At 67.1% G+C, this 12,427-nt stretch carries 9 protein-coding genes; all 9 read right to left on the reverse strand.

Translation table 11 applies throughout. The annotated features are described in order from the left end of the window. Positions 1–281: 281 nt before the first annotated feature. Entirely contained in the window at positions 282–1,805 is a 1,524-nt protein-coding gene (locus OO69_RS35680) for an amino acid permease (RefSeq protein ID WP_033285041.1), read from the reverse strand. 147 nt (positions 1,806–1,952) lie between these two features. After that, positions 1,953–3,881: a 1-deoxy-D-xylulose-5-phosphate synthase gene (gene dxs / locus OO69_RS35685; RefSeq protein ID WP_033285042.1), complete on the reverse strand. Its 1,929-nt coding sequence runs from the start codon at positions 3,879–3,881 to the stop codon at positions 1,953–1,955. A 194-nt stretch (positions 3,882–4,075) separates the two neighbouring features. Beyond that, positions 4,076–5,392 (reverse strand): sugar ABC transporter permease, encoded by a 1,317-nt coding sequence (locus tag OO69_RS35690; protein ID WP_033285043.1) that lies wholly within the window; start codon positions 5,390–5,392, stop codon positions 4,076–4,078. Then, entirely contained in the window at positions 5,389–6,177 is a 789-nt protein-coding gene (locus OO69_RS35695; RefSeq protein ID WP_033285044.1) for an ATP-binding cassette domain-containing protein, read from the reverse strand. The genes OO69_RS35690 and OO69_RS35695 overlap by 4 nt, the downstream gene beginning before the upstream one ends. Positions 6,178–6,386: 209 nt before the next feature. Then, positions 6,387–7,481: a sugar ABC transporter substrate-binding protein gene (locus OO69_RS35700; protein ID WP_033285045.1), complete on the reverse strand. Its 1,095-nt coding sequence runs from the start codon at positions 7,479–7,481 to the stop codon at positions 6,387–6,389. Positions 7,482–7,613: 132 nt separating this feature from the next. Continuing rightward, positions 7,614–8,813, reverse strand: coding sequence for an ROK family transcriptional regulator (locus tag OO69_RS35705; RefSeq protein WP_019063292.1), 1,200 nt, complete (start codon positions 8,811–8,813; stop codon positions 7,614–7,616). 199 nt (positions 8,814–9,012) lie between these two features. After that, positions 9,013–9,948: a carbohydrate ABC transporter permease gene (locus OO69_RS35710; RefSeq protein WP_033285046.1), complete on the reverse strand. Its 936-nt coding sequence runs from the start codon at positions 9,946–9,948 to the stop codon at positions 9,013–9,015. 17 nt (positions 9,949–9,965) lie between these two features. Then, on the reverse strand, positions 9,966–10,901 hold the full coding sequence (locus OO69_RS35715; protein WP_033285047.1) for a carbohydrate ABC transporter permease: 936 nt from the start codon (positions 10,899–10,901) through the stop codon (positions 9,966–9,968). Between the two features lie 59 nt (positions 10,902–10,960). After that, positions 10,961–12,409 (reverse strand): N-acetylglucosamine/diacetylchitobiose ABC transporter substrate-binding protein, encoded by a 1,449-nt coding sequence (gene ngcE / locus OO69_RS35720; protein ID WP_033285048.1) that lies wholly within the window; start codon positions 12,407–12,409, stop codon positions 10,961–10,963. Between the last annotated feature and the right edge of the window lie 18 nt (positions 12,410–12,427).

Below are 12,427 nucleotides of genomic sequence, written 5' to 3' on the forward strand. Positions count from 1 at the left end.
ATGGGGACCCCGCAAGTCTCCCCCGCCGAGCGGGACTTACGAGGGCCGATGGCCGACAGCCTGAGGGCGCTCCCGCCCCGGGCCACCGCCACCCGCGAACTCCGCCGCAGGATAACCGAGTTGAGCGTGCGAACCAGCGGGCCGCGCAGCGTACGCGGCTGACACGTACGCGCTACGGCCCCGCAGCACCCCCGGCTGACCCACGCACACGGCCCCGCAAGTCCCCTCCAGCGAGCGGGACTTACGGGGCCGTACGACAAACGGGGTTGATCGCGAAGGAATTACGACGCGTTTCCGCTCAGCGGTGCCGCCGACTCCCCCGCCTCCGCCGCCTGTTGCAGGCCGAGGCGGCTGTGGGTGCGGCCGTAGAAGTAGTAGACGAGGAAGCCGATCGCCATCCAGATGGCGAAGCGGAGCCAGGTCTCGGCGGGGAGGTTGAGCATCAGCCAGAGGGAGGCCAGGACCGAGACGATCGGGAGGGCCGGGACCAACGGGGTGCGGAAGGAGCGGGGCAGGTCCGGGCGCTTGTTCCTGAGGATGACCACGCCGATCGCGACCACGATGAAAGCGAACAGCGTGCCGATGTTGACCAGTTCGGCCAGCTCGCTGAGGCTCGTGAAGCCCGAGACGATCGCAATGACCACGCCGAGGAGGATGGTCGGGCGGTACGGGGTGCGGAAGCGCGGGTGGACGTGGGAGAAGAAGCGGGGCAGGAGGCCGTCGCGGCTCATCGCGAAGAAGACGCGGGCCTGGCCCAGCAGCAGGATCATGCACACCGTCGTCAGGCCGATCGCCGCGCCGAAGCTGATCAGGCCCGCGAACCACGGGTGTCCGGTGGCCTTGAACGCGTCGGCGAGCGGGGCGTCGATCGACAGCGAGCTGTACTTCTGCATGCCGGTCACGACGATCGCGACGGCGACGTAGAGCGTGGTGCAGATGACCAGCGAGCCCAGGATGCCGCGCGGCACGTCCCGCTTCGGGTTGCGGGTCTCCTCGGCGGCGGTGGCGACGACGTCGAAGCCGATGAAGGCGAAGAAGACCACGGAGGCGGCGGTGAAGATGCCCATGACGCCGAAGTTGGAGGGTGCCCAGCCGAACATCAGCTGGATCAGGGGGGCTTTGAGGTTGCCGCCCGCCTCGACCGACTGCGCCTTGGGGATGAAGGGCTTGTAGTTGTCGGCCTTGATGAAGAAGGCGCCGGCGACGATCACCACGAGGACGACGGCCACCTTGATGGCGACGACGACCGAGGTGACCCGCGCGGAGAGCTTCATGCCGAGGACGAGGATCGCCGTGAGGACGAGGACGAGCGCGGCTGCGAGGATGTCGAAGCCGAAGCCGTGGGCGCCGTCCCGCCCGCTGAGCGCCTCGGGCAGATGCCAGCCCGCGTTGTCCAGCAGCGAGTGGATGTAGCCGGACCAGCCGACGGCCACCACCGCCGTCCCCAGGGCGAGTTCGAGGACCAGGTCCCAGCCGATGATCCAGGCGGGGAACTCGCCGAGCGAGGCGTACGAGAAGGTGTACGCGGAGCCCGCGACCGGGACCGTGGACGCGAACTCGGCGTAGCAGAGCGCCGCGAGGGCACAGACGACGCCGGCCACGACGAAGGACAGGGCGACCGCGGGACCGGCGGTGTTCTTGGCGGCCGTGCCCGTGAGGACGAAGATGCCGGTGCCGATGACGACGCCGACGCCGAACACGGTCAGATCCAGGGCCGAGAGGGATTTCTTGAGCGCGTGCTCGGGTTCCTCGGTGTCCTTGATGGACTGTTCGACTCTCTTCGTCCGGAAGAGTGTGCTGCTCACGGTTGTACCTCCCACGCTTGGCGTCCTCGACATGATCGAGAGGGGGCGTGGTGCGTATGCCCCGACGCGGGCGGGTTCACGCGAACGGACCGCTTTCACCACTGCAAAGAGTGGTAAAAGCGGCCCGTTCGGCGGTGCGGCCGTGCCTCAGTCGCGCGCGGACTCCACCGAGTCGACCTCGGCGGTGGGCCGTTCGAAGCGGCCGTCCAGCTTGGAGACCAGGCCGGTGACCTGGCGTGCGATGTCCGGAGCGGTGAGGCCGATCTCCGTCATCACCTCGGCGCGGGAGGCGTGGTCGAGGAAGCGCGGCGGGATGCCGAAGTCGCGCAGCGGGACGTCCACACCGGCGTCGCGCAGTGCCTGTGCGATCGACGAACCGACGCCGCCGACACGGGAGTTGTCCTCGACGGTGACGACCACGCGGTGCTGCTCGGCGAGCGGGGCCATGGCCTCGTCGACGGGCTTGACCCAGCGTGGGTCGACGACGGTGGTGGTGATGCCCTGCTGGTCGAGGAGCGTGGCGATCTCCAGGCACATCGGCGCGAGGGCGCCGACCGAGACGAGCAGGACGTCCGGGGCGTCGCTGCCGGGCGCGCGCAGCACGTCCATGCCGCCGATGCGGCCCACGGCGGGTACGGCGGGACCGACCGCGCCCTTGGAGAAGCGGACGACCGTCGGCGCGTCCTTGACCTGGACGGCCTCGCGGAGCTGGGCGCGGACCTGGTCGGCGTCGCGCGGTGCGGCGAGCCGCAGGCCCGGGACGACCTGGAGGATCGACATGTCCCACATGCCGTTGTGCGAGGCGCCGTCGGTGCCGGTGACGCCGGCCCGGTCCAGGACGAAGGTCACCCCGCACTTGTGCAGGGCCACGTCCATCAGCACCTGGTCGAAGGCGCGGTTGAGGAAGGTGGCGTAGACGGCGAAGACGGGGTGCAGTCCGCCGGTGGCGAGGCCGGCCGCGGAGACGGCGCCGTGCTGCTCGGCGATGCCGACGTCGTAGATGCGGTTCGGGAAGGCGTCGGCGAACTTCTTCAGGCCGACGGGCTGGAGCATCGCGGCGGTGATCGCGACGATGTCCTCGCGCTCCTGGCCGAGGGCCACCATCTCGTCGCCGAAGACGGAGGTCCAGTCGGCGCCGGAGGCCTTGATCGGGAGGCCGGTGTCGGGGTGGATGGGGCCGATGCCGTGGAAGCGGTCGGCCTCGTCCTGGAGGGCGGGCTGGTAGCCGCGGCCCTTCTCGGTGAGGACGTGCACGATCACCGGGCCGCCGAACCGCTTGGCGCGGGCCAGCGCGGACTCCGTCGCCTCGATGTCGTGGCCGTCGATCGGGCCGACGTACTTCAGGCCGAGGTCCTCGAACATGCCCTGCGGGGCGATGAAGTCCTTGAGGCCCTTCTTCGCGCCGTGCAGCGTCTCGTAGAGGGGCTTGCCGACGACCGGAGTGCGCTCCAGGAGGTCCTTGCCGCGGGCCAGGAAGCGCTCGTAGCCGTCGGTGGTCCGCAGGGTCGCCAGGTGGTTCGCGAGGCCGCCGATGGTCGGCGCGTAGGAGCGCTCGTTGTCGTTGACGACGATGACGAGCGGGCGGTCCTTGGCGTCGGCGATGTTGTTCAGCGCCTCCCAGGCCATGCCGCCGGTCAGCGCGCCGTCACCGATGACGGCGACCACGTGGTCGTCGCGTTTCAGCACCTGGTTGGCCTTGGCGAGGCCGTCGGCCCAGCCGAGGACCGTCGAGGCGTGCGAGTTCTCGATGACGTCGTGCTCGGACTCGGCCTGCGAGGGGTAGCCGGAGAGGCCGCCCTTCATCTTCAGCCTGGAGAAGTCCTGGCGGCCGGTGAGCAGCTTGTGGACGTAGGACTGGTGGCCGGTGTCGAACAGCACCCGGTCCTTCGGCGACTCGAAGACGCGGTGCAGGGCGATGGTCAGCTCGACCACACCGAGGTTCGGGCCGAGGTGGCCGCCGGTCTTGGAGACGGCGTCGACGAGGAAGGTCCGGATCTCCCCGGCCAGCTGGTCCAGCTGCTCCAGGCTGAGCCGGTCCAGATCGCGCGGTCCCCTGATGCGGGTCAGCAGCGGCACCCGTGCCTCCTTGCGAGTAGAGCTGATCGAGCTGTTGCCGGGCTTGTCGAGTCTAATGTTCCGCCTTTGCGGACGTCGCCCGGGCTGTGCGTCATACGTCACGCGATCGGCTGTACCCACGAACAGCCTTTCCTACGACACGACTGTGCCCGGTACCGCGATCGGTACCGGGCACAGTCTGGGCGAAGGGCAGGTCAGCCGCGACCGGACGCCTTCTGGCTCTTGCGGGACACCGAGTCGATGACGACCGCGCCGAGCAGGACGCCACCCGTGATCATGTACTGGATCGACGTGTTCATGTTGAGCAGGTCGAGGCCGGTCTGGATCGACTGGATGACGAGCATGCCCAGGAGGGCGGACCAGACGGTGCCGCGGCCGCCGAAGAGGCTCGTACCGCCGATGACCGCGGCCGCGATGGCCAGCATCAGGGTGTTGCCGCCACCGGCGTTGAGCGTGGCGCTCTGGGTCTGGCCGGCGAAGAACATACCGCCGACCGCCGCGAAACCGCCGGAGATGGCGAACACGGTGATGCGGATCATGGACACGTTGATACCGGCACGGCGCGCGGCCTCGATGCCGCCGCCGACCGCGAAGACCTTGCGGCCGTACGGGGTACGACGGAGCACGAAGTCCACGATCACCAGGGACGCGAGGAAGATCACCAGCGCGTTGGAGACACCGGCCGACGAGTTCAGCACGTACGCGGTGACGAACGCGGCCACGGCGAGCAGACCGACCCGCAGCCCGATCTCGCTGGTGGGCCGGAACGGCACCCCCGCGGCCTTGCGGCGGCGCTGCTCGACGAGCGAGCCGTAGAGCAGGGAGGCGACGCCGAGGGCGGCCAGGATGTAGGCGCCCGCGATGGACTGGTCCATGAAGAACGAGCTCTGGCCGAGCAGGTGCACCGGACCCTCGTCCGGGATGTTGATGGTGCCGCTGGAGCCGAGCAGCCACAGCATCAGGCCGTTCCAGCCGAGGAAGCCGGCCAGGGTGACGACGAACGCCGGTACGCCGATCCTCGCGAAGAAGAAGCCGTGCAGCGCGCCGATGCCGATGCCCGTGATGATCGTCAGGATCAGCGCCAGCCAGCCGTTCATCCCGTGGTTGACCACGAAGACGGCGAACAGGGTGGACGCCAGACCGCTGACCGAGCCGACGGACAGGTCGATCTCGCCGAGCAGCAGCACGAAGACCAGGCCGATGGCGAGCATGCCGGTCGCGGACAGGTAGTAGCTGATGTTGGACAGGTTGTCCGCGTTCAGGAACCGGCTGTTCTGCGACTGGAAGATGATGCCGATGACGATCAGGCCGGCGACGACCGGCAGCGAGCCGAGCTCACCGCCCTTGACCTTGCGCTTGAACTCGGTGATGTAGCCCTTGAAGCCCTCTTCGCGGACCAGCAGACGCGGGTCGACGACGGTGGCGGACGCGGCCGCCGCCGTGGGGTCCTCGACAGGAGCCGCGGTGGGTTCCACCGCGTCCTTCTTCACGGTGCCTGACGTGTCGCTCACTTTGCCGCCTCCGTGCTGCGCACCGCACGACGGGTCACGGCGTTGTCCGTGGCACCGGTGATCGCGGCGATGATCGTTTCCTGACTGGTGTCCTTCACCGGGAAGGAGCCGTTGTTCTTGCCCAGGCGCAGCACGTTGACGGTGTCGGCGACCGCCTTGACGTCGGCCATGTTGTGGCTGATGAGGATGACGCCGAGGTTGCGCTCGCGCAGCCGCTCGACCAGGTCGAGGACCTGCGCGGTCTGCTCGACGCCGAGGGCGGCGGTGGGCTCGTCGAGGATGACGACCTTCGGGTCGCCGATCAGCGCGCGGGCGATCGCGACGACCTGTCGCTGGCCACCGGAGAGGCTGGCGATCGGGATGCGCACGCTCGGGATGCGGATGGAGAGCGTGCTCAGCAGCTCACGGGAGTGCTTCTCCATCGTGACCTCGTCGATGACCCCGTGGCGCAGCAGCTCACGCCCGAGGTAGAGGTTGCCGACGACGTCGAGGTTGTCGCAGAGCGCGAGGTCCTGGTAGACCGTCGCGACGCCGAGTCCCTGGGCGTCGTGCGGCTTGTTGATGCTGACCGGGTTGCCCTCCCACTCGATGACTCCTTCATCGATGGGATGCACCCCGGCGATGGTCTTCACCAGGGTGGACTTTCCTGCGCCGTTGTCGCCGACCAGTGCGACGACTTCTCCGGCGTGGACCTCCAGCTCTACTTCGGTGAGTGCCTGCACCGCACCGAATCGCTTGGAGACTCCGCGCAACGCCAGCACGGGCGTAGCGGACACGTGAACCATCTCCTTCGCCGCCTGACCGGCGGGGATGCCGCGCTTGTCAAAAGCCGCGGAGGGTTGTGCCTAGGCACAGATTTACAAGATGAACATGCGCGCGGCCGGTGCCAGTTGGCAACGGCTGCGTTCGCACGGGTTCCGATCGGCGCCCGCCCCGCAGCGGGGTTGGAAGGCGGGGCGGACGCCGAAGGGGCTCTGTCACCGCTGGGCGGTGATTACTCCAGACCGGCCGCCTTGCACGCCTTGGCGTAGTCGGCGGTGCAGATCTGCGCGACGGTGTAGAGACCGTCCTTGATGACCGTGTCCTTGATGTTGGCCTTGGTGACCGACACCGGGGTCAGCAGCTGCGAGGGCACCTTGTTGCCGGAGCCGCTGGTCTGGGTCGTGGTGGCGAGCGAGGAGATGCTCTTGCCCTGCGCCAGGTCGACGGCGAGCGTCGCGGCGGCCTCGGCCTCCGGCTTGAAGGCCTTGTAGACGGTGCTGGACTGGGTACCGGCGACGATGCGCTGGATACCGGCGAGCTCCGCGTCCTGGCCCGTCAGCGGGATGCCGCTGATCTTGGCGCCCTTGAGGACGGTGGCGATACCGCCGGCCATGCCGTCGTTGGCGGAGTAGACGCCCGCGATCTTGCTGGCGCCGATCTGCGTGATGGCCGCCGACATCTTCTGCCCGGCGACGTTGTCCTTCCACAGGCCGGACTGCTCGTAGGCGATCTTGACCTTGCCGTCCAGGGCCTCGTGGGCGCCCTTCTTGAACTGCGCGGCGTTCGGGTCGGCGTCGTCACCGTTGATCATGACGACGTTGGCCGAGGGGGTCGCCTTGGAGCCCAGCGAGGCGAGGAGCGCCTCGCCCTGGAGCTTGCCGACCTCGACGTTGTCGAAGGAGACGTACGCGGAGACCGGGCCCTGGGCCAGACGGTCGTACGCGACGACCTTGATGCCCTTGTTGACCGCCTGCTGGATCGAGGACTTGATCGCGGCGGAGTCCTGGGCGCTGATCACGATGACCTTGACGCCCTTGGTGATCATGCTGCTGACCTGCTGGGCCTGCGTCGCGGCGCTGGCGTTCGCGTTGTTGTACTGGACGGTGCAGCCGGAGCAGAGCTCCTTGACCTTCGCCTCGAAGTACGGCTTGTCGAACTTCTCGTACCGAGCGGTGACGCTGTCGGGCAGGAGCAGGCCGATCGAGGCGTTCGTACCGCCCGAGGAGCTGGAGCTGCTGTCGGACTTCTTGTCGTCGCCTGCCTTGCCACAGGCGGCCATCGAGACGGCCATCGTGGTGGCGATAACGGCAACGGCGGCACGACGCATACGCGTGTTCACTTTGAAACCTCCCTGACGAGGCCGCGTCGTTGCGGCCGAGGTGGCTGGAAGTCAACTCGGCCGCGCGTTCGGCGTCAAGAAGTAAATACTTAACGAGATGGCAACGGCGTCGTGCGTTCTCTAAGTGAAGACAGGTGTGGCCGCGGTCAGCGACCCGTCCAAAAGGGTCGAATCGCCCATCTCGCTGAGTGCGAGAGCGAGCGCTCCGAGCACTTCCGCACGGCCTCCAAGTGCCCCCGGGAGAACGGACAATTGACGCGCCGCACTGGGGATCGCGTAGCGGCCGACAGACTCCCTGATCGGCCCGAGCACCAGCTCACCGGCCTCGGCGAGATCGCCACCGAGGACCACTCGGCTCGGGTTCAGCAAATTGCAGAGATTGGCGACTCCACTGCCGATGTGTCGGCCGACGTCGGCGATCACCCGACGGCAGCCAGGGTCTCCGTCCCGCGCCAGCCGCACGACTCCTTCCATGGTCAGGTCGGTTCCGTGACTGGACTGGAGAAGCGGCAGCACATAGCGCGCGGCCGTGAAGGTCTCCAGGCAGCCCCGGTTTCCGCAACGGCAGACAGGGCCGGACTCATCAAGAGTAATATGCCCGATTTCTCCCGCTGTGCCACCCGGGCCCCGGTAGATCTTGCCGTTGATGACCAGCCCCGCGCCGACCCCGCTCGCCACCTTGATGTACGCCAGGTCCCTGACGCCCCGCCCGCTGCCCCAGACCAGCTCACCGAGGGCGCCGAGGTTCGCGTCGTTGTCCACGTGCACCGGTACGCCCAGACGGCTTCCCAGCTCCTCCGCGGGTCTGGTGCCGGTCCAGCCCGGGAGGATCGCGGTGGAGCCCAGGGTGCCCGACTCGACGTCGATCGGACCGGGCACGCCGAGGCCCACCCCGGCGATCTTGGAACGGTCCACTCCGGTCGCCGTGATCAGCCGGTTGACCAGCTCTTCCGCCCGGTCGAAGCCCTGCGTCGAGGAGGCGTCCACATCGACGGGCTCGGACTCCTCGGCCAGCACCTGGTGGGCGAGATTCCCGACCGCGACGCGCAAATGCGTGTGCCCGAAGTCGACACCGATGACGATGCCGGCGTCGCCGCTCAGGGAGACGCTGCGGGCCCTGCGGCCACCCGCCGAAGTCGGTGTGACCTCGACCGTTCCGCCGTCCTTGAGCTCGCGCACGATGTTGGAGACGGTCGCGGCGGACAGGCCCGTCGTCCTCGCGATCTCCGCCTGCGTCAGCGACCCGGCCAACCGCACCGCTCGCACGACCCGCTCGAGATTGGCTCGGTGCAGTGACGACTGCGACCCCGGAGTCTCCACGACGACCTCCTGCGCGCGGGACCGCATCGATGAGGCCCCGTCTATGTCCAACTAGTGAACTCTAAGCTGAGCTGTTCGGGTTGCCTCCCGTCAAGAGGTTGAACCGCATCGAGGGTCTCGGACACATACGTGACCACCGCTCCCGGCCTGCCGGGAGCGGTGGGGGAACGATCACTTCCTGTCACGTTCTCCAGGCGCGCTACTTCAGCGTCGCCGAGGTCAGACCGGACTGCACCTGGCGCTGGAACGACAGGTAGACGACCAGCATCGGGATCATGGCGATCGTGACACCCGCGAAGAGAACGGGCAGGTCGGAGGCGTAGCCCTGTTGCTGCTGGAGCTGGATGAGTCCTTGGGTGAGGACATAGCGCTCCGGGTCCGAACCGCTCTGCGGCTGCATCAGGACCGTCGGCAGGATGAACTGGTTCCACTGACCGAGGGTGTTGAAGATGCCGACACTGATCAATCCGGCCTTGGCCATCGGCAACATCACTTGGAAGAACGTCCGGGTGTGCGAGGCGCCGTCGAGGATGGCCGCCTCGAAGACCGCGGTGGGCAGCGTCCGGAAGAACGCGTGCATGAAGAACACCGTGAACGGCATCGAGTAGGCGATGTAGACCAGGATCAGCCCCTGGTACGTGTTGAGCATGTCGAGGCGCTTGACCATGAAGAACAGCGGGACCAGCGCCAGGAACACCGGGAACATCGCGCCGGCGACGAAGAAGTAGTACAGCAGCCGGTTGCCGAGGAACCGGTAGCGGGCCAGCACGTACGCGGCCATCGAGCCGAACAGCATCGTCAGCGGCACCGAGAAGACCAGCACGATCAGGGTGTTCAGGAAGTAGTCGCCGATGCCCTTGCTCCAGGCCCGCCGGAACACGTCGAACGACCAGTTCTGCGGCCAGCCGAAGGCCGAGTTGCCGATCTGCACATCGGTCTTGAACGAGCTGAACACCAGCCACAGCAGCGGCAGCACGATCAGCAGGGCCCACAGGGCGAGGAAGCCGTGCGAGAAGGCGTTCAGCACGACGCCCTCGCCGCGCGGTTCATGGGGCCGGGCGCCGGACTTCCCCGGCGACGGCTGGGGCGGGACGGTGCCGCCCGCGGGGGCGGTCTCCTTCAGGGGTGCGCTCATCGTCGTATGTCTCCCGCTCAGAACTCGATGCGCTCACGGCGGGTGGCGCGCAGCGTGACCACGGACAGGACCAGGGTGAGCAGCAGCATGACGACGCCCATCGCGCAGGCGTAGCCGCTCTTCCCGAAGTAGAGGAAGTTGCGCATCATCACGGTCGACATGACGTCGCTGCCGTGGTCGGGACCGCCTCCGTAGGCGCCCATGTTCGAGGTCATGGAGGAGACCAGGACGAACATGTCCATCGCGATGATGCCGAGGTACACCCAGGCCGTCTGGACGGTCTCCCAGAGCAGCGGCAGGGTGATCCGGAAGAAGGACTGGGAGCGGCCCGCCCCGTCGATCAGGGCGGCCTCGTAGATGTCCCGCGGAATGGACTGCATGGCGGCGGAGAACAGCACCAGATAGAAGCCGACGCCGTGCCAGACCACGACCGCCATCAGCGCCCACAGCACCACGTTGGGCTCGTTGAGCCATTCCACCGGATTGTTGACGTCGACCAGGTGGAGTTTGATCAGGACACCGTTGAGCAGGCCGCCGCCGTCACTGCGGTACACCGCGTTGAACAGCACCGCGAGAATCGCCAGCGACAGCACCTGCGGGAAGAAGTAGACGATTTTGTAGAACCCGCTGCCGGCGACACCCTGCACACCGCCGGCCTTGCTGTGTCCTCCCGCGTTCACCATGAAGGCGAAGAAGAGGGCCAGCAGAATGGTGATCACCGGGATGAACACCAGGAACAGGAGGTTGTGCCAGATGGCCTCCTTGAAGACGTCGTCGTGGAGCAGCGTTCGATAGTTGTCCAGTCCGACGAACTTGAAGGTCTGTGACTCGCCCTTCCAGTCGGTCAGCGAATAGCCGAACGTCTGGATGTACGGCCAGATCACGAAGATCAGATAGAGCGCCACGGGAACAAAGAGAAATCCCGTGACGAACCTGTACTGCCCTTTGCGCATTGGCGTTTCCTGCCCCTGGTGTCCCGAGCGTGATCAGGTGTTCCGATCAGGCCTTGCGATCAGGAGTGCACATTCTTCTTGGACGCCGGGTCCTTGGCCTGCTTGTCGACGGCGGCCTGGCAGCGCTTCAGCCACTCCTTGGGCTGGATGCGCTTGGACATCAGCTCGTTGGACGCGTTCTGGATGGAGGTGTCCATCTCGCTGTACCAGTCGGGGTACAGGAAGCGGAAGGTGTTGTCGCCGGCCGCCTTGGACGCGTCGACCGTGGACTGGGTGCCCGGGCGCAGGGTGACGCTGGAGTCGACACCGTCCTTGAGGATGGTGAGCGAGTTGGCCTCCTTGGCGAAGAGCGTCGACCACTCCTTGGAGAGCATGTGGCGCATGAACTCCTTGGCGCCGGGGAGGTTCTTGGCCTTCGCCGGGATGATGAAGGGCTCCCCCGAGCCGGCCCGGATCGCCTCGAACGGCATCTTGCTGTCGGCGAGCAGCGGCATCGGCAGGAACTTCATGTCGAAGTCCGTCGGCGTCAGCTTGAGCTGCTCGTTCTCCAGCCAGGAACCGCAGGTGATGAACGCGGCCTTGTACTGGTTCCAGCGGGTCTGCGACTCGGTGTGGGTCAGGCCGTTGGTGCCGGGCATCAACAGGTCCTTCTCGACCACCTCGTAGATCGCCTCGACCCCGGCCTGCGCGGCGGCCGAGCCGACGAACGCCTTCGGGTCGAGGTTGTCGATCGCCTTGACGGCGTCGATCCCGCCCTTCTTGGCGATCAGGTCCATGATGGCGACGTTGATGTAGTACGGGTACTTGCCCTGGTGGGCGAGACCGCCGATACCGGCCGCCTTCGCCTTCTGGCAGACGGCGATGAACTCGTCCCAGGTCTTCGGCGGGGTCCAGCCCTTGTCCTTGAAGAGCTTGCCGGAGTACCACAACCCCCAGACCGTGTAGATGTAGTTGAGGGCGACGACCTTGCCCTCCTGCACACCGGGGTCGAGGGTGCCGGGGATCAGCAGATCGCGCACCTTCTTGCTCGGGTCGTCGATCGCCGGGGCGTCGAGCACCGGGGAGAGATCGAGCAACTGGCCGTTCTTGTACAGGACGTCGATCTTGATCTGCTGGGCGCCGGAGTCGTCGACGATGTCCGGCGGGTTGCCCGCGTTGAAGCGGGGCTGCAGCTTGCCGGTGATCTCCTGCGTTCCGGTGTGGGTCGAGCTCACGCCGATCTTCGTCTTGAAGTTGGCTTCCCACGCCTTCGCGTAGTCGTCGCCGTAACCGCCCTTGAAGACGACGACGTCGAGCGTGCTGCCCTTCTTCACACCGAAGGGATTCGACTTCGACGTGGTGCCCTTGGTGGCGTCACCGCTGCCGCTGTCGTCCCCGCCGCCGCTGGCACACGCGGACAGGAAACTCATCGTGGGTACGGAGATCAGACCGAGTGCGGCCGACCTCTTGATCAAATCGCGGCGGCCGACGCCATTGGAACCGTTGTTCTCGGCTGAAGTGGATCCCATGCTCAAGTCCTCGCCTTC

This window comes from Streptomyces sp. NRRL F-525 (genome assembly GCF_000716605.1).
GTDB lineage: Bacteria > Actinomycetota > Actinomycetes > Streptomycetales > Streptomycetaceae > Streptomyces.